Genomic DNA, 24391 nt, shown 5'->3' with positions numbered 1-24391 from the left:
GAAGTTACGTAAACTTCTGTTGTGACGCAGCGTTCACATTACGTGAACGTCATCTACGTGTTGTAACGTGCGCATCGACTGCGCAACTGACTTTCATTGACGCCAGTGACGAGAGTGCTGAAACCATGACCGAAGATCTGATGACCATCCGCGAAATGTGCGAGACCTATGATGTCACGCCCCGTACGTTGCGGTTCTACGAGGCCAAAGAGCTTTTGTTTCCGATCCGTGAAGGCCAGAAACGGCTGTTCACCAAAAGCGATCGTGCCCGCCTGAAATTGATCCTGCGCGGCAAGCGCTTTGGGTTCAGCCTGGAAGAAATTCGCCAGCTTCTGGACCTTTACCATGTCGGCGACCAACAGATGACTCAGATATCGCGCACCTATGAAATTGCGTGCGAGCGTCTGGAAGACATGGAAGCGCGCCGTGAGGAACTGACCCAGGCGATCGACGACCTGAAAGAACAGTTGCGCTGGGGCGAGAAAGTCATCGCCTCGGTCAAACAAGACAAAAAGGCTGCCGAGTAACCCCCTCGCCTGCCTACCACCCGGACATATGAATTAAAGGGAGCTTCACATGCCCGTCTACAACGCGCCAACCAAAGATACGCAGTTCATTCTGCACGACGTACTGAAAATCTCGGACTCCGACGTTCCGGGGTACAACGAGCTTGAAGCCGAATTCACAGGCGCCGTTCTGGAAGAAGCAGGCAAAGTGGCCACCAATGTTCTGCACCCGCTGAACGTGGTTGGGGACACCGAAGGATGCCGGTTGGAAAACGGTATCGTATACACGCCGACCGGGTTCAAAGACGCCTTTGAGCAGATGAAAGAAGGTGGCTGGACTGGGCTCGACATGCCGGAAGAGTATGGCGGTCAGAATATGCCATACGTCCTGGGCACCGCCGTTGGCGAGATGTTCTCGGCTGCGAACCAGGCATTCGTGATGTATCAGGGCCTGACGCACGGCGCGGCGTCAGCGATCCTGGCGCACGGAACCGACGAACAGAAAGACAAATACCTGCCCAATATGGTCAGCTGCGAATGGACCGGCACCATGAACCTGACGGAACCGCATTGCGGCACCGATCTGGGCCTGATGCGCACCAAGGCAGAACCGCAGGGCAACGGCAGCTATAAGATTTCGGGCCAAAAGATATTTATCTCGTCCGGAGATCACGACATGGCTGACAACATCATCCACCTGGTGTTGGCCAAGATCCCCGGCGGCCCCGAAGGAATCAAGGGCGTCTCCCTGTTCATCGTGCCCAAGTTCATCGTCAATGAAGATGGTACGCCGGGCGAGCGTAACGGAGTTTCGGTCGGCAAGATCGAAGAGAAGATGGGTATCCACGGCAACTCGACCTGCGTCATGAACTATGACGAAGCCACCGGCTGGCTGCTGGGCGAAGAGCACAAAGGCATGCGTGCCATGTTCACCATGATGAACGAAGCGCGTCTGGGTGTGGGCATGCAAGGTCTGTCTCAGGCAGAGGCCGCGTACCAGAATGCCGTCGAATACGCCAAAGACCGCCTGCAGGGCCGTGACGTGACCGGTGTAAAGAACCCGGACGGCCCAGCTGATCCGCTGATCGTGCACCCGGACATCCGCCGCAACCTGATGGACCAGAAAAGCTTCACCGAAGGTGCGCGTGCGTTCATCCTGTGGGGCGCGACCATGATCGACAAGGCGCATCGGTCTGACGACAAAGATGCGGACGGACTGATCTCGCTGCTGACACCGGTCATCAAAGGCTTTTTGACCGATCAGGGCTATGACATGACCGTTCAGGCGCAGCAGGTCTATGGCGGCCACGGCTACATCGAAGAATGGGGCATGTCGCAATACACCCGCGATGCCCGTATCGCGATGATCTACGAAGGGGCCAATGGGGTTCAGGCGCTGGATCTGGTCGGTCGTAAGCTGGCGCAAGACGGCGGCAAGCACGTCATGGCGTTCTTCGACATGGTCAAGACCTTCTGCAAAGACAACGCTGGTAAAGACGAAGCCTATGACAAGGCCTTCATCGAACCGCTGAAGGCTGCGTCCAAAGACCTGCAGGCCGCTGGCATGTACTTCATGCAGGAAGGCATGAAGAACCCCAACAATGCTCTGTCCGGTTCTTATGACTTCATGCACATGTTCGGACATGTTTGCCTGGGCTTGATGTGGGCGCAGATGGCCAAAGCCGCGCAAGATGCGCTGGATGGCGGCGCGTCGGACAAGGAGTTCTACGAGACCAAGATCAACACCGGGCGCTTCTACATGGCGCGCCGCCTGCCCGCCACAGGCATGCATTTGGCGCGCATCCAGACGGGCGCGGACACGGTCATGGCTCTGGACGCGGCGAACTTCTGATCTCAGTCTGGGTCCGGGCGATATCGCCCGGACCCAGCTTACCGGAGGAACCACATGCCAAAGCGTTTTCGACTAACCCGCCGCTTTCCCGTCGCAATGACCGAAGACGGGTATCGCAAGCTCAAAGCGTTCGCGCGTGATGCTGGATTGGACGAAGGAGAGGCGCTGTCGTTTCTATTCGAGAATTTCAACAGCGTGATCAACGAGGACAACCTGACCCATCGCCTGCGAATCTTCAATTCCGAGTTGGATGACCGCAAGCGTTAAACACTACAGCCACCTTCACTCAGGTGGGCGTGTTTTCAGCAAGACAATGCCCTTTGGCGCTTAGCCTTATGGTTCGTCTTTCTCGAAATACGCGAAATTCGACTTCGCACCATGCGCCTTGGGAGGGGCGATCACATGACAATCATGCTTCATTGCTTCGGAGAAAGCGGAAACAGTTATAAGGCTGCGCTGGCGCTGGAAATGTCCGGGCTGGAGTGGGAACCGGTCTTTGTCGACTTTTTCAAAGGTGTAACTCGCACGCCCGAGTTTCGCGCCGAAGTGAATGAAATGGGCGAAGCACCTGTCCTGATCGACGGTGATTTCCGCACAAGCCAGTCTGGCGCCATTCAGACCTATGTGACTGAGAAGTCAGGTAAGTTCGGTGGCAAGAACCGGGAAGAGAATTACGATGTTCTGCGCTGGGTGCTGTGGGATAATCACAAACTCAGCTCGATGGCCGGCCTGACCCGCTTCCTGATCAATTTCCTCCCGGAACAGCACCGCAATCCCGATGTGATCGCTTTCAATCAAGGGCGCCTGAAGGCCGCTTACCAAGTGTTGAACGATCATCTGAACGGCCGCGACTGGATTGTTGGCGACGATGTCACGAATGCCGATCTCAGCTGCTGCAGCTATCTGTATTATCCCGAACCATTCGGCTTTGACCGCGCCGACTGGCCCCATATCGACGCTTGGCTGACCCGCTTGTCGGAACAGCCAGGCTGGAAACACCCCTATGACCTGATGCCCGGCAAACCGTCGGATCGAGCTTAAGGAGAGACCCCATGACCGAAGCTTATATTTATGACGCCCTGCGCACACCGCGCGGCAAGGGCCGCAAGGATGGCAGCCTGCACGAGGTAACCTCGGTACGCCTGTCCGCCCTGACCCTGAATGCGATGAAAGAGCGCAACAATCTGGAAGGCCACGCCGTTGAGGACGTGATCTGGGGAAATGTCACGCAGGTGATGGAACAAGGCGGCTGTCTGGCACGTTCCGCGGTTCTGGCCTCGGACCTGGACCAGTCGATCCCCGGTCTGGCGATCAACCGTTTCTGTGCGTCCGGCATGGAAGCTGTGAACTTGGCGGCAAACCAGGTCAAGGGCGGCGCTGGCCAAGCGTACATCGCAGGTGGCGTGGAAATGATGGGACGCGTTGCCATGGGCAGCGACGGCGCAGCGATTGCCGTTGATCCCTCGTTGGCGATGGACACCTATTTCGTGCCACAGGGAATCTCGGCCGATATCATCGCGACCGAATATGGCTTTAGTCGTGATGACGCAGACGCGTTGGCGATGGAATCCCAACGCCGCGCAGCAGAAGCATGGGCAGACAACCGTTTTGATAAATCGGTTATCACAATCAAGGATCAGAACGGCCTGACCATTCTGGACCGCGACGAATACATGCGCCCCGGCACTGACATGCAAAGCCTTGGCGGCCTGAACCCGGCCTTCCAGATGATGGGCGAACAGATGCCCGGCTTTGATAAGGTGGCGATGCTGAAATACCCGCACTTGGAAAAGATCAACCACATCCACCACGCAGGCAACAGCTCTGGCATCGTGGATGGTGCTGCGGCCGTTCTGATTGGCAACAAGGAATTCGGCGAGAAATACGGTCTGAAGCCGCGCGCCCGCATCAAAGCGACGGCCAAGATTGGCACCGACCCGACCATCATGCTGACTGGCCCGGTACCGGTGACCGAGAAGATTCTGGCCGACAACGGAATGAAAATCAGCGATCTGGACCTGTTCGAAGTGAACGAAGCTTTTGCCTCAGTCGTTCTGCGGTTCCAGCAGGCGTTTGATGTCGACCCCGGTTTGGTCAACGTCAACGGCGGTTCGATCGCCATGGGCCACCCGCTGGGCGCAACCGGTGCGATGATCATCGGCACTCTGCTGGATGAACTGGAGCGTCAGGACAAGGAAACCGGTCTGGCCACGCTCTGCATTGCATCCGGTATGGGTGCAGCGACGATCATCGAGCGCGTCTGATGCCCAAGCTGGATCTCTCTCAGATCCCGTTTCAGGGTGGCTCATCCTATCCCGGCAAACTGGCCGAGGCGACCGCAGGTCGTTTCGTCCAGCGTGTGGGCGATGCAGGCGGGCTGTCCCAATACGGGGTCAACATCGTGCGCTTGGAACCGCAAGGCATGTCTTCGCTGCGCCATTACCACATGGAGCAGGACGAATTTGCCATCATGCTCAGCGGCACCTGCGTGCTGATCGATGATGATGGTGAGCATGAGATGCAGCCCGGCGATTGCGCCGCTTGGCCCGCAGGTGAGGCCAACGGCCACCACATTGTGAACAAAACCGATGCGCCCGCGACCTTTCTGGTGGTGGGCACACGGACCCCGACCGAGACCGGCTATTACAGCGACATAGACATGATGGTGAAGGATGATGAGAACGGATTCGCCTTCACCCGCAAAGATGGCAGCCCGCTGACGGCTGACCAGATTGGAGATGACAATGACTGATTTCACTCTGAGCAAAGACGCAGACGGCGTCGCCATTATTACCTGGGACGTGCCCGGGAAAACCATGAACGTGATGTCCTTTGACGGGCTGGCGCAACTGAGCGATCTGGTCGATCAAGCGCTGGCTGATGAAGACGTCAAAGGGATCGTTATCACATCCGGTAAAGAAGGCTCCTTTGCAGGCGGCATGGACCTGAACCTGCTGGCCGTGATGAAGGAACAGGCGGGCGACAACCCGGCAAAAGGCTTGTTCGAGGGCACGATGCAGATGCACGCCCTGCTGCGCAAGATCGAGATGGCGGGCATGGACCCCAAGACCAAGAAGGGCGGCAAGCCGATTGCGACCGTTCTGCCCGGCACTGCCGCAGGCATTGGCATGGAACTGCCGCTGTCTACGCATCGCATATTTGCGGCCGAAAACCCCAAGGCCAAATATGGCCTGCCCGAAATCATGGTCGGCATCTTCCCCGGCGCGGGCGGCACCACCCGGATGGTCCGCAAGGTTGGCGCGATTGCCGCCGCTCCGCTGCTGCTGGAAGGCAAGATGCTGGACGTCAAGAAAGCCAAGGGCGCGGGTTATATTGACGAGATCGCAGCCGACCCGATGGCCGCAGCCAAAGAATGGGTGCTTAACGCCAAGGATGCAGACATCGTCAAGCCGTGGGATGCGAAGGGCTATAAGATGCCCGGCGGTGCCCCCTACCACCCTGCCGGTTTCATGAACTTTGTCGGCGCATCGGCGATGGTGAACGGCAAAACCCAAGGCGCCTTCCCTGCGGCTAAGGCTCTGCTGAGTGCAGTTTACGAAGGCGCACTGGTCGATTTCGACACCGCACTGAAGATCGAAGCGCGGTGGTTTACATCTGTTTTGATGAACCCGTCTTCGGGCGCAATGATCCGTTCGCTGTTCCTGAACAAGGAAGCGCTGGAAAAAGGTGCCGTTCGCCCCGCGGGCGTACCCGATCAGCGGGTCAAGAAGATCGGTGTTCTGGGCGCAGGCATGATGGGTGCCGGTATCGCGCTGGTCTCAGCTCAGGCCGGTATGGAAGTGGTTCTGATCGACCGTGACCAAGAGGCCGCGGATAAAGGCAAAGCCTATACCGAGAGCTACCTGGACAAGGGTATGAAGCGCGGTAAGGTCACCGCTGAAAAGAAAGAGGCCATGCTGGGTCGCATCACTGCGACGCCGGATCTGGACAACCTCAAGGGCTGCGACCTGATCATCGAAGCCGTGTTTGAAGACGTCGGCGTAAAGGCCGAGATGACCAAGAAGGTCGAGGCGATCATCCCTGAGGATTGCATCTTTGCCTCGAACACCTCGACCCTGCCGATCTCGGATCTGGCCAAGGCGAGCGTGCGCCCGGATCAGTTCATCGGGATTCACTTCTTCTCACCGGTCGAGAAGATGTTCCTGGTCGAGATCATCAAGGGCAAGGAAACCGGTGATCGCGCGGTGGCCAAGGCGCTGGACTATGTCCGCCAAATCCGCAAGACGCCGATCGTGGTCAACGACGCACGCTTCTTCTACGCCAACCGCTGCATCATCCCCTATATCAACGAAGGTTTGCGCATGATCACCGAGGGCGTCAGCCCTGTGCTGATTGACAACGCCGCGCGTCAGCTGGGCTTCCCCGTTGGGCCGATCCAGCTGAACGATGAAACCTCGATTGATCTGGGCGCCAAGATTGCACGCGCCACCAAAGCCGCGATGGGCGATGCCTATCCGGAAAACCCGGGCGATGATCTGATCTTCTGGATGGAAGAACAGGGCCGTCTGGGCCGCAAGGCAAACGCGGGCTTCTTCGACTATGACGAAAAAGGCAAGCGCACCGAGTACTGGAAGGGTCTGCAGGAGAAATACCCGCATGCCGAGGACCAGCCTGACCTGATCGAAGTGCAAGAACGTCTGATGTTCGCGCAGGTTCTTGAAGCGGTCCGCGCGTTGGAAGAAGGCGTTCTGGAGGACATCCGCGAAGGCGACGTAGGTGCGATCCTTGGCTGGGGCTTTGCGCCATGGTCGGGTGGTCCGCTCAGCTGGCTGGACATCATCGGTACGCCCTACGCGGCCGAGCGCTGTGATCAGTTGGCTGCGCAGTATGGCGAACGCTTCGCCTGCCCGCCACTGCTGCGTGAGATGGCTGAGAAAGGCCAGAGCTTCTATGGTCGCTTTGACCCCGAAGCAAAAGCTGCCTAAAAAAATAGACGCTGGTGCGGGTTACCGCGCCAGCGCCATTCTTTAATCAATAGCTTTAAGAAAATTAGAATATCGGAGCAGGCCGCCCCGGTCTCCCAGGACGTCGCGCGCCCATAACAGGTCGCGCCGGAAAAATCGGGTTCTGCATGATCGGCGCCGGTAGCGCGCCCAGTGAGTTTGCAAGCACTGCTATATCCCTGCTATGCGCGACCATGTCGATCAGATCTTCGGTCCGCTCAGCATCGACCACCTTGTAAGAGGCATTCGCGGGCCGGCTGTTCGACCCAAAGCGACCCGCAGGACAAAAGGCGCGCAGTCCGCCCTCAATGTAGATCACTTCGTCTTGCTCAAAGAACAACGAACAAACCTCAAACAGCAATGATGGCGCGCTGGACGAAAGCCGGAACGTACCGCTGAGAACCCGCGCAGGGACCACGGGCATGCTGATCGGCAGCGTGATCGGACCCCGGTTCAGTTTGGTATTATCCAACGCCACGCCCTGCTCTGGCATCAACCAGACCGGATCGCCATTATACAAAGTGTTTGACGGCACACGGACCGGCAGGTTTTCCGCTTTGGTCTCACTGGCAGGGATTGCGATGCAATCGGTCGCAACCCGCGAGACTGCCCTGAACCCGTTGTCCATCGTTCGGATCAGATCGCCTGCTTGCAGTCCTTCAACAGGCTGCCAACCGCGATCCGTCGCAATCTTAGTTCCGTGGACAAAACCACCCCGACGCGCGTTCAACGAAACCGCAGGGTTGTCCTGCACTTGATGGTTCGGAACGGCCTCATAACTCAAAACACTCTGTACTTTTAACACGTGTCGCACCCACTTCTGACACAAAACAACTACTCATAACGACTAGCACAACTTAATCATGGCCGACTTTGTTTAGACACATTGCTGCCCAATTTGCGCTCTTAAAGCCGTGAAAAACAACAATTCTTTGAACAACACTGCGCAATTGGGAAATATTGGCAGGTTTTTGGAAACTATAATGACCACCAGCGCTCATCCGTGCGGCCGAATCTGTCGGAGCCCGTCGATTGAAATCGCCCGGGTCATGTTACACCCATCGGTATCAGGTCTGAATGATCCCCGCTTGCCCACTCAAAACAATAGGCTGGCCTCAGGATACGGCTAAACCGGTTCTGGCCGAGCAGCCTCGCGCCCTGCACGCCATCCCAACAGGGCACCAGCGATTGCTATCAAGCCAATCCCAGCAATCTGCATCGGCCCGATTGCCTGCCCGAAGACCGCAAAAGCAAAGAGCGGACCAAAGACCATGACCGAGTACTCAAAGACCGCGACATAGGACGGCTCACCCACCTGATAGGCCTTGATCAACATGAAGACGGCAATCGTGGAACCAACCGCCTGTATTGCGATCCACAACAATGCGGGCTGCATCTGCCAGACCCACCCCCGGGCGGCGAAGCCGTCGGGGCCATCCGGCGCGGCCACCGGAATCAGCTCGAGAACCAGAAGACCGATCCCCCCGGCCGCCCCCAGCGTGATGATCATCGCGGCCAACAGAGCGACGGTGCTTTCATCCGAACAGTGGCTGCGCGTGATAACGGCACTCAGCGCGTAGAACATGCCCCCGGCGACCGGCAACAGGCTGCGGGTATCGAAATCATAGGGGTCAAGCTGCAGCACGCACAGGATCCCTGCAAACCCCAGCAAAACCGCAACGATACGCCAAGGACCAATCCGTTGTTTCATTGCCAGGGCCGAGATCAACAGGACAAAGATCGGCGACGTGAACAACCCGGCCAGCGCCTGCGCAATCGGCATGACCGCAAGCGACGCGAAATAGAACAACATGGCCAGGGTGATCAGTACGCTGCGCAGAATCACCGGGCCAAATCGTTTCGGGCGCATACTGCCCAGCCCCAATAGCGACAGACCAAAGATCAGCGGCAACATCAGCAACGCGCGGCTCAGGTGGAATTGCCACAGGCCAACCGTTTCCGCCAACAGGATCACTACGTTGTCTATCACGCCGATGATCGCCATCGCGCTGATCATCAGCACCGATGCCAGTATCGGTGACGTCTGAGTGTCCGCCTGCATCATTCACCTCAGCATAACAGTGGAGCACGACAGGCCGATCCTTCGCGCGCCGTTGTATCCAGCACATTTACTGCAGACGGCGCAACTGGTTTGCGCCCTTTGAATTTACCATGTTAAGCTGGGGCAAAATAATAACGAGCAAACTTCACCTTGATGACGGCTCTGAAACAGTACGAACGGATCGAAGCCACCGGTCTGTGGCGCCCCTCGCCCGACGTGCAGCGGCGCGAGGTTGTGGTGTCGATTGGCGAAGCAACGCTGACGATTTCTGATTTCAACGATCGGGCATTGACCCATTGGTCATTGGCTGCGCTGGAACGACAGAACCCCGGACTTTATCCCGCAATCTTTAACCCGGACGGCGACCCCGACGAAACGCTGGAGCTGGAAGAAACAGAGACCACGATGATCGCGGCGATCGACCGTTTGCAAAAGGCAATTGATCGGTCGCGCCCGCATCCCGGACGGTTGCGCTGGCTTAGTGTTGCGGGAGTGGTTGCTGCAGTTGCCGCACTATTGCTGTTTTGGGTTCCGGCCGCACTGCAAAGCCACGTCGTTTCTGTTGTCCCCGAGATCAAGCGATACGATATCGGAGATGCGATCCTGCACCGGATTGAACGGGTTTCGGGTGTTTCGTGCACCTCAGAGGATGCGCAGGCTGCGTTGGACCAACTGGCAGTCCGAACCGGAGTGCGAGAGGTCGTTATTCTGCCCGCCGGGGTGCAAACAAGCCTCGGCCTGCCTGGTGGGATCATTCTGTTGAACCGCTCATTGGTTGAAGATCACGAGGACCCATCCATCGCCGCCGGTTACATCATCGCCGAACGCGCGCGGGCTGCCGCACAGGATCCCTTGGACGAGGTACTGGACCGAACCGGCCCAACCACGGCATTCCGCCTGCTAACAACCGGAGAGCTGACGCCCGAGATCGTTGACGCCTATACCGAACAGGTCTTGTCAGAACCGCGCCCAACTTTGTCCGATCAAGCTTTGCTAGAGGTTTTTGCCCAGGCAGCGCTGCCATCAACGCCATATGCCTATGCTGTGGATGTCACGGGGGAAGACACTCTGGGCTTGATCGAGGCTGACCCGATGGCCGGGCGCCCGCTGCCGCAAGTGCTGCCGGACCGCGATTGGGTCCGACTGCAGAATATCTGTGGCGAGTAGGCCGGTTACTTGGTGCCGAACATCCGGTCGCCGGCATCGCCCAACCCAGGCATGATATACCCTTTCGAGTTCAACTCGCGATCCAGCGACGCCGTGACGATATTCACGTCAGGATGCGCCTCTTTCATGCGGGCGACGCCTTCGGGCGCGGCCAACAGGCAGAGGAATCGGATATCGGTCGCCCCGGCCTCTTTCAGCAGATCAATCGCCGCGGCCGAGCTGTTGCCGGTTGCCAGCATCGGATCAACCGCGATGACCAGACGATCCTTCAGACCTTCGGGCGCTTTGAAGTAATACTGAACGGGTTTCAGGGTTTCTTCGTCGCGGTACAGTCCGACAAAGCCTACGCGCGCTGATGGGACCAGTTCCAGCACCCCATCCAACATTCCGTTGCCCGCACGCAGGATCGACACCAGAGCCAGTTTTTTACCGGCCAGAATGGGGGCGTCCATTTCCTCCATTGGGGTTTCGATGTGGCGGGTGGTCAGCTTCAGCTCACGCGTGACCTCATAGGCCAACAGCAGCGTGATCTCGCGCAACAGCTGGCGGAACACGGCGGTCGAGGTGCCCTTGTCCCGCATGAGCGTCAGTTTGTGCTGCACCAGCGGGTGGTCAACGACGGTCAGGTGTTCGCTCATGTTCTCTCCAGTCTTTTCTTGACCCGTTCGCGGGTTTCATCATCGCAGAAGGCCGCGTTCAAGGCTGTGTCGTTCAGGGCCGCAAAATCCTCGGCGTCCCAGCCAAAGGCCTGATGCAGCATCTCATATTCGCGCCGCATGGTGGTATGGAAAAACGGCGGATCGTCGGTGGAAACTGTGACGTTCACGCCCTGATCGCGCAACCGGGCAATAGGATGTGCCTTAAAATCGGGAAACAGGCCCAGAACCACGTTGGAACCGGGGCAGACTTCAAGTGTGACTTCGCGGTCGACAAGTTCCCGGATCAGATCGTCGTCCTCGATGGCCCGCACGCCGTGGCCGACCCGTTCGACACCGAGGTCCCGAACAGCATCGCGTACGCTTTCAGGCCCGCCGAACTCTCCGGCATGGGTGGTCAGGCGCAACCCAGCTTCGCGAGCGCATTCAAAGGCCCATTTGTAATCGCCCTGCGTCCCGACGCCCTCATTACCGCCCATGCCAAACCCGGTGATCCAGTCACCGGCGGTTTCTGCTGCGCAATAGGCGCTTTGTTTCGCCTGTTCGGGTCCGAAATGCCGGACGCACGTGACAACGCCGCGCAGGGTGATATCGAACTTGCGCTCGGCCTCGTCTGCCGCATCCTGAATGGCGTTCAGATAGTCACGCCAGGCGTGCACATCCCCGCCGCCGCAGAAATCAGGGCTGAGGAAAGTTTCCGAATAGACCACCCCATTCGCAGCGCTTTCCTCTAGAATGGCCAAGGTCAGGCGACGGAAATCCTCGGGTGATTTAAGCACCTCGCAGGCGGCCTCGTAGACACTGAGAAAGTGGGCGAAGTCGCGGAAGTCATAACTTCCGTCTGATTTAAAGATACCGCTCAGGTCTATGCGTTTTTCATGCGCAAGCTGACGGATGAATTCAGGCGGTGCTGCCCCTTCATGGTGCAGGTGCAACTCGATTTTGGGTAGGTCTGCGACGGTCATAGAAAACTCTTCCCCGGCCCTTGTGCCGGAATGTTCAGATGGTGTGCGATACTTGCAGCGACATCGGCAAAATCGACGGCCCCGATTTGGCCCGTGCCCTGCCCCGCGATCAGAACGGGCGCCTGTTCGCGCGTGTGGTCGGTTCCGATCCAACTGGGGTCATTGCCGTGATCGGCGGTCAAAAGCATAAGATCGCCCGGGCGCAGCTTGTTCAGAATCAAACCGATCTCGCGGTCGAACCATTCCAAGGCGCGGGCATAGCCGCTGATATCACGGCGGTGGCCATAGAGGCTGTCGAATTCAACAAAATTGGCGAAGGTCAGGCTGCCTTCTTCGGCCTGATCGACCAAATCGGACAAGTGGCCCATCAACTCGGCATCCGACCCTTTGCGTAGCGTGTCGATCCCCTGCATCGAGAAGATGTCACCGATCTTGCCCACCGCATGGACGCGGCGTCCTGCATCCTGCACCCAATTGGTCAAAACCGGCGCCGGCGGCAGAATGGCAAAATCCTTTCGGTTGGTGGTGCGGGTAAAGCCCTGATCGGGTGAGCCTGTGAAAGGTCGCGCGATGACGCGACCCACTTTCATCTCATGCAACCGCAGGGCAAGCGCCTTGCACATGTCCAGCAGGCGGTCGAGGCCAAAGCTCTCCTCATGTGCCGCGATCTGGAAAACGCTGTCAGCGGAGGTGTAGCAGATCGGCCGACCCGTCCGCATATGCTCGGCCCCTAGTTCAGCGATAATGGTCGTGCCCGAGGCGTGACAATCACCCAGAATACTGTCTGTTCCAGCCGCCTGGGCCGCAGCCCGGCTTAAGTCGGCGGGGAAGGTTGGCGTGGTATCCGGGAAGTAATGCCAATCCCACGGCACAGGCAGACCGGCCAGCTCCCAGTGGCCCGAAGGCGTATCCTTGCCCAGTGAATGCTCTCTCGCGCACCCCCAGCGCCCAGACGGATCGACCTCCAACCCCGGTGTTTCCGACCCCGATGCCAACCGCGTTGCGGCCCCCAGTCCCAGCGCATCCAAGTTTGGCAGGTACAGTGGACCTGAGCGCCCGTCATCAGCCCGCCCTTCGGCGCAGGCCTGTGAAATATGGGCCAGTGTGTTTGCACCCGTGTCCGACACATCACCATTAAAGAACCGATCAGCATCCGGCGCGCCGCCGATGCCAACCGAGTCCATCACCACAAGAAACGCGCGGGTCACGGCGTAATCCTTTCGTGGACAAGAGTGGGCTCTGCCGGGGCATCGGCACCTATCGTGATCGCGCTGAGAACGCTCTGGGCGGCCCGCCGCGCGGCATCCTCCCGCGAAGCGTGGATTACCGCCAAAGGCGCGCCCTTCTCGACTTTGTCGCCCAGCCGGACGATGTCAGACAGACCCACGGCCGGGTTGATGACGTCGTCTTCAACCTGCCGTCCGCCGCCCAGTGCAACAACTGTCAGGCCCAGCGCCTCACCGTTAATGGCAGTGATGTGTCCGTTGGTCGGTGCCGGAACTTCAAGGATCACGCTGGCCTCTGGCAAGTACCGGGACCAGTTTTCAACAAATTGCAGCGGCGCGCCTACGGCTGCCATCATACGCCCAAAGCGTTCCGCCGCGCGACCGTCGCGGATGACATCCGTGATCTTGTCGCGCCCTTCTTCGGCGGTTGCGAACATCCCGGCATCCGCCAGCAGAACCCCGCCCAACTCGGCCGAGATTTCGGCCAGCGGGGCATAGGGGTCTTGCGTCATGACCTTCATCACCTCGGCCACTTCCAACGCATTGCCCAGCGCAGGCACCAAAGGTTGGTGCATATCGGTGATGACCGCCGAGGTCCGGCAACCTGCTGCATTCGCAGTTTCCGACAGGGCCTTTGCCAGTTTGCGCGCATCCTCCAGCGTCTTCATAAACGCGCCGCTGCCGACCTTGACGTCCAGCACCAATGCCTCGGGGCTGGCGGCCAGTTTCTTGGACAGGATCGACGCTGTGATCAGGTCCAGGCTTTCAACGGTCGCCGTCACATCACGGATCGCATAAAGGCGTTTGTCGGCCGGGGCGATCTGCCCCGTAGCCCCGACAATAGCCGCGCCTGTATCCCGCAAAATCTGCGTCAGGCGGTCCTGACCGATCTGGGTGCTGACACCAGGAATGGCCTCAAGCTTGTCCAGGGTGCCGCCAGTATGACCCAGACCCCGCCCCGAGATCATAGGGACATAAGCCCCCATCTCAGCCAGTGCAGGGGCGAGCACGAGGCTTACGCTGTCTCCCACCCCACCGGTCGAGTGTTTGTCAATTACCGGGCCATCGAAATCCCAGCTGAGCACATCACCGCTGTCGCGCATTGCGATCGTCAGATCGGCGCGCCCTTTGGTACCCAATCCGCCCATGCAGACGGCCATGGCAAAAGCGCCCGCTTGAGCGTCGCTGACACCACCATCGGCCAAACCTTGCGCGAACCAGTTTAGCTCATCTCCGGTCGGCACTTCATTCCGGCGCAGTTTTGCAATGATCGAACGGGCGTCCATGGGGTCACACGTCCTCCATGTGCGAGGCGTCGAAAGCGCCCGGCAGCAATTGTCCAATCGTGGTTACAAACTCGGCGCCATCCATGGTCGCCAACGTCACCTTGACGTCCCGCTTGCCAAATTCGGCCAACTTTTGCCGGCAACCGCCACACGGCGGAACCGGTTGCGGACTTGAGGCGACAACATAGACCTCGGACAGTTCCTGTTCGCCCGCAGCGACCATCGCGGCAATAGCTCCGGCCTCGGCACAGGTGCCCTCGGGATACGCCACATTTTCCACGTTACAGCCGGAATAGACCTCACCGCTGGCTGACCGGAGTGCAGCTCCAACTTTGAAGTTGGAATAAGGCGCATAGGCTTTTTCCCGGACAGACAGTGCTGCATCTTTCAAAGTCATGGCGATTCCCCATTTTTGATCAACTGGTCAGAAAATCACACCCTAAAGGAAACTGCCCGGGGAGTTGAACCCCCGAGTACAAGATTCCCAGGCAAATTCTCACCTAGCCCAGATCGGTATTGAAGACCCCCGGAAGGGTGACTTCAAGCAATTCGACATCATCAGAAGGTTCGGACAGTTTGGTGCGCATACCGGGCGGGATCACGAACGCATCCCCTTGTTCCAGACGGTAGGGGTCGCGCCCTTCACCTTCCAAAGTTACCTCGCCCGTCATGACGAAGGTAAAATGGATATCCGTGTCATGCGTCGCCCAGACCGGTTCACCCTGCCCTTTTCGTACTACCTGCACGCCTGCAACACCCTTGGTATTCTCGGCAATCGTCGTGTCGCGACAGATGTATCCTGGCAGGCGGAATGGTCCCCACTCTGAATTCTCGGCTTTGTTATAAACAAAACGCTGCCCTTGCCATTCGCGGTCCGGGCGGAAATTCGGCGTAGGCAGTTCCATCTCGTGGTCGATTTCGGTGACATGTTCGGCGGGAACACCGATTTCGATCACCTGAACATTATCCGAGGCTTCAAGAACGCGGTGACGGATTTCTGGGGGTTGGATAAAGCAATCCCCAGCTGTCAGGCGCATTTTGTCGCCCTGATCCTCGTAGACGACGTCAACCCAACCATGGATGCAGAAAATCAGTTGAAACCCAACCTTGTGGAAATGCACCATATCCGGCACCGGGCCGCCATCGGGTATACGGATATGGCTGGCGATGATCGACCCACCTAGCCGATCCGGCACAAGATCGCGGTAGTGCATCCCTGCCCGCCCGATGATCCAGGGTGCCTGATCCTTGAGCCTGCGAACCACAAAGGAATGCACCGTTTCAGGCATCACCATTGGCGGGTTCAACTCGTCAATTTCAACCCGTGTACCATTTGGCGCGACCAGAGTCCGCTGTCCGCCCGCAAAACCGTCAGGATCGTCTGTCAGGATGCGGATCGTGCCTGCCGCTTCAGGCGCGTCCCTCTCAACCCGAAGGCGCAACCCGTGGCCTGAAAACACGGCAACACTCGGATCGTCAGCGGGATAGATCATATCCATCCTCATTCCGAGGGTCTTTGTGAAAAACGGGATATCGTCGCGCAGCTCGCTGGTGGGCAGTCGGATTTCAGCGCGCGTCTGGCTGTTGTTCAAGGTCGAGGTCATTCAGCGTCTCTTCGGCATCGGATTTTGGCCATCCGATCAGAACAGAGGCCAAAATGCCAATCGAAAAGAACATCTCAAGCGTTTCTTCCAGCACAAAGAACCGCACCGTCATAAGTGTGGACAGATCTGCCTGGTAGATTCCGGAAACTTCCTCGAGCAGCTGAGCGGTTACCGCCAGCAATCCCGCCAGCACGAAAATCAAGAAAAAAGGCGCCCGTCGCTTTACCGCCTGCCATGCCGTCGGGGCTCCGTGCCATAGGGCACCTCCGATCACGATGACGGCCAGAACAATCCGGACAGACGTCATATCAAGCACACTGTCCAAACCGTTAAGGATCCAATATGGCAGGCTGTCGACTGGATAGATTTCCGCCTCAAGCTCTCTTTCCGCCAGCAACAGACAGACCAGCGCAATATAAAGACGGGTGATGCCGGGATAGCGCCAGAGCGCGGCCAGACCTGAGGCAAAAAGCGCTGCGGCCGAGATCGTTTCGAACAATCCCCCCTCTTCGTTCAGAGCAAGGGCTTGAACCGGCCAGATACTGACGGCGGCAAGGATAAGGATGGCGATCAGCAAAACCGATACGTAAGCGGCGCGATCCGGACCAACCACAACTTGTTCCGCCGGAAAGGCAGTCCCGGCCTGAATTTCGTCTTTATAGCTCATTTATGGCTTTCAGTGCTCGACAGGTCTAAGTTGGCTCCAAAGTTGCCCGAATGTAAAAGCAATACGACGCTTTTCAACGGGATGTCGGTGAACTTTAGCGAAACTGTTGCAAAATGACGTAGCGTAGCCAAAGCCGGGGAAATAGTTTAACACTAAATCAAATTTTCTGAGGAGTTGAGTCGCCGATGTCGGACACACCCAGCCTGCGGCAGGCCGCGCTAGAATATCACGCCCATCCAAAGCCCGGTAAGCTTGAAATCAAAGCGACAAAACCGATGGCGAACGGCCGCGATCTGGCACGCGCCTATTCGCCCGGTGTGGCAGAGGCCAGCCTGGAAATCAAAGCGGATCCTGCCAACGCCGAGCTGTATACCGCACGCGGGAACCTGGTAGCTGTCGTCTCAAACGGGACAGCTGTTCTGGGGCTGGGAAACATCGGCGCACTTGCATCCAAACCGGTGATGGAAGGCAAGGCCGTCCTGTTCAAGAAATTCGCCGGGATCGATTGCTTTGACATCGAGGTCGATCAACCCGACCCCGAAAAACTGGCGGATATCGTTTGCGCATTGGAACCGACCTTTGGCGCGATCAACCTTGAAGACATCAAGGCGCCGGACTGTTTTATTGTCGAAAAGCTGTGCCGGGAACGGATGAACATCCCGGTCTTTCACGACGACCAGCACGGCACCGCGATTGTCGTGGGTGCCGCGGCCAAGAATGCGCTGCACGTCGCCGGCAAAAATTTTGAAGACGTCAAAGTGGTCTCAACCGGTGGCGGCGCGGCGGGAATTGCCTGCCTGATGATGCTGGTCAAACTGGGCGTCAAACGCGAGAATATCTGGCTGTGCGACATTCACGGGCTTGTCTATGAAGGCCGTGAAGAGGACATGAACCCGCACAAGGATCAATTCGCACAAAAAACGGATTTGCGCACGCTGGACGATGTAATCGGCGATGCAGACCTGTTCCTTGGCCTTAGCGGGCCGAACGTCCTGAAGCCCGAGATGGTTGAGAAGATGGCCAAGCGCCCGATCATCTTCGCGCTGGCCAATCCAAGCCCGGAAATTTTGCCACAAGCCGCACGCGAAGTCGCGCCGGACGCGATCATTGCCACCGGCCGCAGCGACTTTCCCAATCAGGTCAACAACGTGCTGTGTTTCCCCTTCATCTTCCGCGGCGCGCTGGATGTGGGCGCGACCGAAATCAACGACGAAATGCAGATCGCCTGTGTGGACGGGATCGCCGAGATGGCACGCGCCACGACCAGCGCCGAGGCGGCTGCGGCCTACAAAGGTGAGCAACTGACATTTGGCCCCGATTATCTGATCCCCAAACCCTTTGACCCGCGCCTTGTCGGCGTCGTGTCCTCGGCCGTTGCCAAAGCCGCGATGGAAAGCGGTGTGGCCAAGCGCCCGATCGACGACTTCGAGGCATACAAAGAACGGTTGAATCAGTCTGTCTTCAAGTCTGCCCTGCTGATGCGCCCGGTCTTTGAGGCCGCGGCCGTGGCCTCGCGCCGGATCGTATTTGCCGAGGGCGAGGACGAGCGTGTTCTGCGCGCAGCTCAGGCTATTCTTGAGGAAACAACCGAAACCCCAATCCTGATCGGCCGCCCCGAAGTGATCAATGCACGATGCGAACGGTTGGGGCTGACGGTCCGTCCCGGCAAAGACTTCCAGATTGTAAACCCGCAAGACGACCCGCGATATTATGACTACTGGAACTCGTATCACGAGATCATGCAACGCCGCGGTGTCACGCCGGACCTGGCAAAGGCGATCATGCGGACGAACAACACCGCCATTGCGGCCATCATGGTGCAACGTGGTGAGGCAGACAGCATGATCTGCGGCACCTTTGGCGAGTATCGTTGGCACCTCAACTACGTCGAACAGGTTCTGGGCGATGTCGATCTGCACCCGCATGGCGCGCTGTCGCTGATGATCCTCGAGGACGGACCGCTGTTCATTGCCGATACCCATGTTCGGCAGCTACCAACCCCCGAAGAGCTGGCCGAGTCGACCATTGGCGCCGCGCGTCATGTTCGGCGTTTCGGGATCGAGCCTAAAATCGCCTTCTGTTCTCAGTCGCAGTTTGGCAATCAGGCTGAAGGATCGGGCAAAAGGTTGCGGGCGGCACTGGATATCCTCGACGCCGAGCCGCGCGATTTCACATATGAAGGTGAAATGAATCTGGATCTGGCCCTCGACCCTGAACTGCGTTCGCGGATCTTCCCGAACTCACGCCTGAAAGGAACAGCAAACGTTCTGATCTTTGCCCATGCGGATGCGGCGAGCGGAGTGCGCAATATCCTGAAAATGAAGGCCGATGGCTTGGAGGTCGGCCCGATCCTGATGGGCATGGGCAACAAGGCGCATATCGTGACGCCGTCGATCACAGCGCGCGGATTGCTGAATATGGCGGCGATCGCGGGTACACCCGTAGCGCATTACGGTTAATAAACCTGAGCACAGTATTCAGGGCGCCAGTATCGGCACCCTGTTTGATTCACAGCAGGCAATAATTTGCACGCCAAAATATTCAACTTTGCAAAAGCGCAAAATTGATCCTTAAAAGTCAGCAAAAAGGCGATGATTTGCAAAAATTTGCAGGCCAACCTGCGGATTCTTGCAAATTTTTTGCGATAAAGTGACGCTCCGTCACAGCGCTCGCTTGTGCGGTGCCCCTTGGCCACATAACACATTTCTCAAGGAGATTTAGGAGGAGTTCACCGTGGCATATCAGGACATTTACGAAGGCTGGAAATCGGATCCAGAGGCTTTTTGGATGAACGCTGCAAAGGCAATTGACTGGGTTCAACCGCCGACCAAAGCCCTGTTTGACGACAACGCCCCTTTGTATGAGTGGTTCAGCGATGCCAAAGTGAACACCTGCTGGAACGCGGTCGACCGGCATGTCGAAAATGGTCGCGGCGAACAGGCCGCAATCATCTATGACAGCCCGATCACCCACACCAAGCGCGAGATTTCATATGTCGAACTGCGCAACCGCGTGGCCAATCTGGCCGGGGCATTGCGCGCCAAGGGCGTCGAAAAGGGCGACCGTGTCATCATCTATATGCCGATGATCCCCGAAGCGCTGGAGGCCATGCTCGCCTGCGCCCGTCTGGGGGCCGTGCACTCGGTGGTGTTCGGCGGCTTTGCCAGCAATGAGCTGGCTGTCCGGATCGACGACGCCAAGCCCAAGGCCATCATCGCCGCATCCTGCGGGATGGAACCGGGTCGCGTCGTGCATTACAAACCGCTGCTGGACGGGGCCATCGACATGGCCAACCACAAGCCCGAGTTCTGCGTGGTCTTCCAGCGCGAGCAGGAAGTGGCGCAATTAATTGAAGGGCGCGACTACAACTGGCATGGCTTCCAATATGGTGTCGAACCGGCAGAATGCGTTCCAGTCGATGGCAATCATCCGGCGTACATCCTGTATACTTCCGGCACCACCGGCGCACCCAAAGGTGTTGTACGCCCGACCGCAGGCCATTTGGTGGCGCTGAACTGGACAATGAAGAACATCTACGATGTCGATCCGGGCGATGTGTTCTGGGCGGCCTCGGATGTGGGCTGGGTCGTGGGGCATTCCTATATCTGCTACGCTCCGCTGATCCACGGCAACACGACGATTGTGTTCGAAGGTAAACCTGTTGGCACCCCCGACGCAGGCACGTTCTGGCGGGTGATTTCCGAGCATAAGGTCAAAAGCTTTTTCACCGCCCCGACCGCCATCCGCGCCGTGAAGCGTGAAGACCCCAAGGGGGAAATGCTGGCGAAGTATGACCTCTCCTGCTTGCGCGCCTTATATCTGGCAGGTGAGCGGGCTGATCCCGATACGATCGAATGGGCGCAGGACGCGCTGAAGGTGCCGGTGATCGATCATTGGTGGCAGACCGAAACCGGCTGGACCATCGCCGGCAACCCACTGGGGATCGAGGAACTGCCGGTCAAGCTGGGTTCACCCGCCAAACCGATGCCTGGCTATGATGTGCAAATTTTGGACGAAGGCGGTCATCCGATGAAGCCAGGTGAGCTGGGCGCTATTGCGATCAAGCTTCCCCTGCCCCCGGGCACCTTGCCAACGCTGTGGAATGCCGAGGATCGGTTCAAAAGTTCATACCTGAACCACTTCCCCGGTTATTACGAGACCGGCGATGCAGGCATGGTCGACGAGGATGGCTACCTATACATCATGGCGCGCACCGATGACGTGATCAACGTCGCTGGCCACCGCTTGTCGACCGGCGGGATGGAAGAGGTTCTGGCCGCCCACCCCGACGTGGCCGAATGTGCAGTGATCGGTGTGACCGACCAGTTGAAAGGTCAAATGCCAGTAGGGTTCCTTTGCCTGAATGCAGGCTGTGACCGCGACCATGGCGAGGTGGTTCAAGACGTCGTCAAACTGGTGCGCGAAAAGATCGGGCCGGTCGCTGCGTTCAAACTAGCCGTGGTGGTAGACCGCCTTCCCAAGACCCGCTCGGGCAAGATCCTGCGTGGAACGATGGTGTCGATTGCGGACAGCAAGGACTACAAGATGCCAGCTACCATCGATGACCCGGCTATTTTGGACGAGATCACCGTCGCGTTGAAAACCCTTGGCTACGCTCAGTAGCAGACATGCGGGCGACGATCCGTCGCCCGCATGTCTTTCTCTTGCAACCTGAAACAAGCCCCCTACTGTCATCCCAAGACAGCGAGGGCCCATGACACAAACCGATATCTGGCGTCTGAACGCCACCGACCTGACCGCCTTGACCCGCAGCGGTGAGTTGAGCGCGTTGGAGGTCACTCAGCATGCAGTCGACCGAATGCATCAGGCCAACCCAGACCTGAACGCGGTGGTCGAAGACCTGAGCACCGAGGCGTTGGAGCGTGCGCGTGAACTGGATGCGGCCGTGGCAGGCGGTGCACCCGCGGGGCCGTTGCATGGCGTTCCCGTCACTATCAAAATTAACGTCGATCAAAAGGGGCGTGCGACCTCGAACGGTGTTGTTGCCCTGAAGGATGTGATCGCGCCCGACGACGCGCCGGTTGTGCGCAATCTGCAGAAAGCCGGGGCCATCGTGATCGGGCGGACGAACACGCCCGAATTCTCATTCCGCGCCGATACAGACAACCCGCTGCATGGCCGGACACACAACCCTTGGGGCCGCCATATCTCACCCGGCGGGTCTTCGGGCGGGGCCGGTGCGGGCGTGATGGCTGGGATTGGCGCGCTGGCGCATGGCAACGACATCGGTGGCAGTCTGCGGTTTCCCGCGGCGGCCAATGGCGCGGTCACAGTCAAACCAGGGCTGGGGCGCGTCCCCGCGTGGAACCCCAGCCAGCAAGCCGAACGCGGAATTCTGGCACAATCCATGTCGGTGCAGGGGCTGATTACCCGCTCTGCCGCCGACTTGCATCTGTCCATGCCCAGCCTGATCGCCGCCGACCCGCGCGATCCGTTTCACGTTTCAATGCCGTGGCGAGGGGAAGCCTTGGATGATCCGATCAAAGTTGCCTTCACCAAGAACACCTTCGGCTATGCGCTACACCCCGAGGTCGACAAGGCGCTGAACACGGCCCGCGATGCGCTGGTCGACGCCGGTTATCTGGTGGAGGAGATCGACCCGCCCGATGTATTCGAGTGTGGTCGGTCAGGGTATCGCGCCTTGATGGGCGAAGTCCTGACATTGATGCAAAACGACATCAAGGCGGCAGGATCTGAAACCATCCGCGAGATCTTTGACGTCTATTTTCAGGAATTCCCGCCCATAGTTGAAACCGACCTGATCCGAATGCTGGCCAAGCGCACCCAGTTTGCCCGTGAATGGTCGTTGTTTATGGAAGACTACGCATTGGTCTTGTCGCCCTTCCTGCCGCAACCATTCTTCAAACCGGATCGGGACACCGAAGGTGCCGAAGGGGTGCACGAGGTACTTGGATGCGCCGTTTATTCCTATGCGATGAACTTCCTTGGCCTGCCCGCCGCTTGCGTTCCGTCCCGGCTGGCGGATTTGCCCAGCGGCCCGCAGCCGATCAATGTCCAGATCGCTGCCCGCCGCTGGCGTGAAGATATGGCCGTGGATGCCACCGCCGCAATTGAGGCGCGCGTCGGTCAGATGTGCTTTCCGTTGTGGGAAAAGATGGGCACGTAGTGCGACCCAAAACGAAAATAGACCCCGGGTTATTGTGCCCGGGGTCCGCTTACTAAAATAAGCCCAGATATCATTAACGAGCGTAGCACCACCTACCCTCGCCAGCGCGTAAACTGCGCAATCGTTCGAAAACGTCGTTTGGTGGCCACTCACTCCCACCTAGACGTGTTCTCCGGGCAAGATCAGATTAGCGGAAAGTTAATGAAGCTCATGTGAACTGCTTCACACAAGTTCTAAAAAATTCGTAAGTCCCAAAATTTAGGTGAATTGCTCGGATATCAGGCGCTCTTCCAACCCATGCCCAGGGTCGAACAAAATGCGGTGCTGGATTGCAGGTTCAGAGCGGATCTCGACCCAGTCGATATCAGGGAATGAAACCGAATCTGCATCGGCCATGACCGGGCGTTTGTCCGCATCCAGCACATCGAAACGCACCTTGGCGATCTTGGGCAACAGCGCACCGCGCCACCGACGCGGCCTGAATGCAGCAATAGCCGTCAGGGCAAGAACATCTGATCCAATTGGCAGAATCGGGCCGTGAGCCGAGTAGTTATAGGCGGTCGATCCGGCAGGCGTGGACAACAACGCGCCATCACAGACCAGTTCATCCATGCGAACACGGCTATCGACACTTATCCTGAGGCGCGCGGCTTGTGGCCCTGCGCGCAGCAGCGACACCTCGTTGATCGCCAGCGCCTCGTGCATCTTACCTGACTGATCCATCGCACGCATGGCCAGTGGGTTAATGACTTCTTCCTCGGCTTCGCCCAGACGGGCCATAAGGTCGGCTTCGTGGAACTCGTTCATCAGAAAGCCGATTGTTCCTCGGTTCATGCCATAAACCGGCGTGTCCAGATGCTGCATGCTGTGCAACGTATGGAGCATAAACCCGTCACCGCCCAGTGCAACGACAACATCGGCATCCCGCGGTGCCGCGTTTCCATAACGTTTCACCAGCACGTCGCGGGCTGTTTGGGCCACTTTGACGTCGCTGGCGAGGAAAGCGATTCTCTGGATCATTTGTTGCGGTTTCCGGTCTTGCACATTTGGTTCCGAAACAACCATACCTTTCCCCGATAAGCCAGACTTGACGCCACAGCGGGCCAATTCGTCGCTTTAAAGCTTTTGCGCATGTACCGTTTCCGATAGGAAATCCGCAAGATTCTTACCCAGCCATGTGGAGCCCCCATGAACGCCAATCTCCGTGATACCGGATTTTTCACCCAGTCCCTGTCTGACCGTGATCCCGAGCTGTTCGGCTCGATCACATCCGAGCTGGGTCGTCAGC

The 24391-nt window shown here is 58.2% G+C and carries 21 protein-coding genes; 11 read left to right on the top strand and 10 right to left on the bottom strand.

The genetic code is table 11. From position 1 onward, the window contains the following. Nucleotides 1-125 precede the first annotated feature (125 nt). The 7 genes from AC2FD9_RS09250 to AC2FD9_RS09220 all read left to right on the top strand — a co-directional run bounded on the left by AC2FD9_RS09250 (nt 126) and on the right by AC2FD9_RS09220 (nt 7304). Complete coding sequence (locus AC2FD9_RS09250; RefSeq protein WP_058274210.1) at nt 126-527, top strand: MerR family transcriptional regulator; 402 nt, start codon at nt 126-128, stop codon at nt 525-527. Nucleotides 528-576: 49 nt separating this feature from the next. Beyond that, entirely contained in the window at nt 577-2358 is a 1782-nt protein-coding gene (locus AC2FD9_RS09245; RefSeq protein WP_496768292.1) for an acyl-CoA dehydrogenase C-terminal domain-containing protein, read from the top strand. Nucleotides 2359-2412: 54 nt separating this feature from the next. After that, on the top strand, nt 2413-2625 hold the full coding sequence (locus AC2FD9_RS09240) for a hypothetical protein (RefSeq protein ID WP_058274212.1): 213 nt from the start codon (nt 2413-2415) through the stop codon (nt 2623-2625). Nucleotides 2626-2760: 135 nt separating this feature from the next. Beyond that, nucleotides 2761-3399, top strand: coding sequence for a glutathione S-transferase family protein (locus AC2FD9_RS09235; RefSeq protein WP_496836497.1), 639 nt, complete (start codon nt 2761-2763; stop codon nt 3397-3399). 11 nt (nt 3400-3410) lie between these two features. After that, nucleotides 3411-4622 (top strand): acetyl-CoA C-acetyltransferase, encoded by a 1212-nt coding sequence (locus AC2FD9_RS09230; protein ID WP_472724145.1) that lies wholly within the window; start codon nt 3411-3413, stop codon nt 4620-4622. Further along, complete coding sequence (locus AC2FD9_RS09225; protein ID WP_496836494.1) at nt 4622-5110, top strand: cupin domain-containing protein; 489 nt, start codon at nt 4622-4624, stop codon at nt 5108-5110. Before AC2FD9_RS09230 ends, AC2FD9_RS09225 begins: the two co-directional genes overlap by 1 nt. Then, nucleotides 5103-7304 carry a 3-hydroxyacyl-CoA dehydrogenase NAD-binding domain-containing protein gene (locus AC2FD9_RS09220; protein WP_496836493.1) on the top strand — a complete coding sequence of 734 codons (2202 nt, stop codon included), beginning with the start codon at nt 5103-5105 and terminating at the stop codon, nt 7302-7304. The genes AC2FD9_RS09225 and AC2FD9_RS09220 overlap by 8 nt, the downstream gene beginning before the upstream one ends. 64 nt (nt 7305-7368) lie before the next feature. Here AC2FD9_RS09220 and AC2FD9_RS09215 read toward each other — a convergent pair whose 3' ends face one another. Together AC2FD9_RS09215 and AC2FD9_RS09210 are read right to left on the bottom strand one after the other, a co-directional pair. Then, complete coding sequence (locus AC2FD9_RS09215) at nt 7369-8127, bottom strand: Hint domain-containing protein (protein WP_282119944.1); 759 nt, start codon at nt 8125-8127, stop codon at nt 7369-7371. Between the two features lie 321 nt (nt 8128-8448). Further along, nucleotides 8449-9384, bottom strand: a complete 936-nt coding sequence (locus AC2FD9_RS09210) for a DMT family transporter (protein WP_496836490.1) — start codon at nt 9382-9384, stop codon at nt 8449-8451. A gap of 153 nt (nt 9385-9537) precedes the next feature. Here AC2FD9_RS09210 and AC2FD9_RS09205 point away from each other — a divergent pair, with 153 nt between their 5' ends. Then, nucleotides 9538-10551: a hypothetical protein gene (locus tag AC2FD9_RS09205; protein WP_496836488.1), complete on the top strand. Its 1014-nt coding sequence runs from the start codon at nt 9538-9540 to the stop codon at nt 10549-10551. Between the two features lie 5 nt (nt 10552-10556). On the opposite strand, the gene upp is transcribed toward AC2FD9_RS09205, so the two are convergent. The 7 genes from upp to AC2FD9_RS09170 all read right to left on the bottom strand — a co-directional run bounded on the left by upp (nt 10557) and on the right by AC2FD9_RS09170 (nt 16955). Further along, nucleotides 10557-11189 carry a uracil phosphoribosyltransferase gene (gene upp, locus AC2FD9_RS09200; RefSeq protein ID WP_058274218.1) on the bottom strand — a complete coding sequence of 211 codons (633 nt, stop codon included), beginning with the start codon at nt 11187-11189 and terminating at the stop codon, nt 10557-10559. Next, a complete protein-coding gene (locus AC2FD9_RS09195) occupies nt 11186-12172 on the bottom strand; it encodes an adenosine deaminase (protein WP_496836486.1) in 987 nt (328 codons plus the stop codon). The genes upp and AC2FD9_RS09195 overlap by 4 nt, the downstream gene beginning before the upstream one ends. After that, complete coding sequence (locus tag AC2FD9_RS09190) at nt 12169-13380, bottom strand: phosphopentomutase (protein WP_496836484.1); 1212 nt, start codon at nt 13378-13380, stop codon at nt 12169-12171. Before AC2FD9_RS09190 ends, AC2FD9_RS09195 begins: the two co-directional genes overlap by 4 nt. Continuing rightward, nucleotides 13377-14684 (bottom strand): thymidine phosphorylase, encoded by a 1308-nt coding sequence (locus AC2FD9_RS09185; protein ID WP_496836483.1) that lies wholly within the window; start codon nt 14682-14684, stop codon nt 13377-13379. The genes AC2FD9_RS09190 and AC2FD9_RS09185 overlap by 4 nt, the downstream gene beginning before the upstream one ends. A gap of 4 nt (nt 14685-14688) precedes the next feature. Then, nucleotides 14689-15081 (bottom strand): cytidine deaminase, encoded by a 393-nt coding sequence (locus tag AC2FD9_RS09180; RefSeq protein WP_282153767.1) that lies wholly within the window; start codon nt 15079-15081, stop codon nt 14689-14691. A gap of 103 nt (nt 15082-15184) precedes the next feature. Beyond that, nucleotides 15185-16288, bottom strand: a complete 1104-nt coding sequence (locus AC2FD9_RS09175) for a cupin domain-containing protein (protein ID WP_496836482.1) — start codon at nt 16286-16288, stop codon at nt 15185-15187. Further along, the gene (locus AC2FD9_RS09170) at nt 16251-16955 is read right to left on the bottom strand and encodes a hypothetical protein (protein ID WP_282169182.1); all 705 of its coding nucleotides are present in this window, start codon (nt 16953-16955) and stop codon (nt 16251-16253) included. Before AC2FD9_RS09170 ends, AC2FD9_RS09175 begins: the two co-directional genes overlap by 38 nt. Before the next feature lie 185 nt (nt 16956-17140). On the opposite strand from AC2FD9_RS09170, the gene AC2FD9_RS09165 reads away from it, so the two are divergent. The 3 genes from AC2FD9_RS09165 to AC2FD9_RS09155 all read left to right on the top strand — a co-directional run bounded on the left by AC2FD9_RS09165 (nt 17141) and on the right by AC2FD9_RS09155 (nt 23103). After that, entirely contained in the window at nt 17141-19414 is a 2274-nt protein-coding gene (locus tag AC2FD9_RS09165; protein WP_058274225.1) for an NADP-dependent malic enzyme, read from the top strand. Between the two features lie 274 nt (nt 19415-19688). Then, nucleotides 19689-21578 carry a propionate-CoA ligase PrpE gene (gene prpE / locus AC2FD9_RS09160; RefSeq protein ID WP_496836481.1) on the top strand — a complete coding sequence of 630 codons (1890 nt, stop codon included), beginning with the start codon at nt 19689-19691 and terminating at the stop codon, nt 21576-21578. 91 nt (nt 21579-21669) lie between these two features. Next, entirely contained in the window at nt 21670-23103 is a 1434-nt protein-coding gene (locus AC2FD9_RS09155; RefSeq protein ID WP_496836480.1) for an amidase family protein, read from the top strand. A 258-nt stretch (nt 23104-23361) separates the two neighbouring features. Here the strand turns inward: AC2FD9_RS09155 and AC2FD9_RS09150 are convergent, their stop codons facing one another. Continuing rightward, a complete protein-coding gene (locus AC2FD9_RS09150; RefSeq protein ID WP_496836479.1) occupies nt 23362-24123 on the bottom strand; it encodes an NAD kinase in 762 nt (253 codons plus the stop codon). Nucleotides 24124-24391: the final 268 nt, after the last annotated feature.

The organism is Ruegeria sp. YTSC230, assembly GCF_059609665.1.
The sequence above is the reverse complement of the archived record's forward strand: the minus strand, read 5'-3'. Positions and strand labels throughout refer to the sequence as shown.

Bases quoted from the DNA above. Each gene is read 5' to 3' on its own strand.
- AC2FD9_RS09155 (WP_496836480.1), top strand. From the start codon at position 21,670: ATGACACAAACCGATATCTGGCGTCTGAACGCCACCGACCTGACCGCC.
- AC2FD9_RS09195 (WP_496836486.1), bottom strand. From the start codon at position 12,172: ATGACCGTCGCAGACCTACCCAAAATCGAGTTGCACCTGCACCATGAA.
- AC2FD9_RS09250 (WP_058274210.1), top strand. From the start codon at position 126: ATGACCGAAGATCTGATGACCATCCGCGAAATGTGCGAGACCTATGAT.
- AC2FD9_RS09205 (WP_496836488.1), top strand. From the start codon at position 9,538: ATGACGGCTCTGAAACAGTACGAACGGATCGAAGCCACCGGTCTGTGG.
- AC2FD9_RS09210 (WP_496836490.1), bottom strand. From the start codon at position 9,384: ATGCAGGCGGACACTCAGACGTCACCGATACTGGCATCGGTGCTGATG.
- AC2FD9_RS09150 (WP_496836479.1), bottom strand. From the start codon at position 24,123: ATGATCCAGAGAATCGCTTTCCTCGCCAGCGACGTCAAAGTGGCCCAA.
- AC2FD9_RS09180 (WP_282153767.1), bottom strand. From the start codon at position 15,081: ATGACTTTGAAAGATGCAGCACTGTCTGTCCGGGAAAAAGCCTATGCG.
- AC2FD9_RS09225 (WP_496836494.1), top strand. From the start codon at position 4,622: ATGCCCAAGCTGGATCTCTCTCAGATCCCGTTTCAGGGTGGCTCATCC.
- AC2FD9_RS09230 (WP_472724145.1), top strand. From the start codon at position 3,411: ATGACCGAAGCTTATATTTATGACGCCCTGCGCACACCGCGCGGCAAG.
- AC2FD9_RS09235 (WP_496836497.1), top strand. From the start codon at position 2,761: ATGACAATCATGCTTCATTGCTTCGGAGAAAGCGGAAACAGTTATAAG.
- AC2FD9_RS09245 (WP_496768292.1), top strand. From the start codon at position 577: ATGCCCGTCTACAACGCGCCAACCAAAGATACGCAGTTCATTCTGCAC.
- AC2FD9_RS09185 (WP_496836483.1), bottom strand. From the start codon at position 14,684: ATGGACGCCCGTTCGATCATTGCAAAACTGCGCCGGAATGAAGTGCCG.
- upp (WP_058274218.1), bottom strand. From the start codon at position 11,189: ATGAGCGAACACCTGACCGTCGTTGACCACCCGCTGGTGCAGCACAAA.
- AC2FD9_RS09165 (WP_058274225.1), top strand. From the start codon at position 17,141: ATGTCGGACACACCCAGCCTGCGGCAGGCCGCGCTAGAATATCACGCC.
- AC2FD9_RS09220 (WP_496836493.1), top strand. From the start codon at position 5,103: ATGACTGATTTCACTCTGAGCAAAGACGCAGACGGCGTCGCCATTATT.
- AC2FD9_RS09170 (WP_282169182.1), bottom strand. From the start codon at position 16,955: ATGAGCTATAAAGACGAAATTCAGGCCGGGACTGCCTTTCCGGCGGAA.
- AC2FD9_RS09240 (WP_058274212.1), top strand. From the start codon at position 2,413: ATGCCAAAGCGTTTTCGACTAACCCGCCGCTTTCCCGTCGCAATGACC.
- AC2FD9_RS09175 (WP_496836482.1), bottom strand. From the start codon at position 16,288: ATGACCTCGACCTTGAACAACAGCCAGACGCGCGCTGAAATCCGACTG.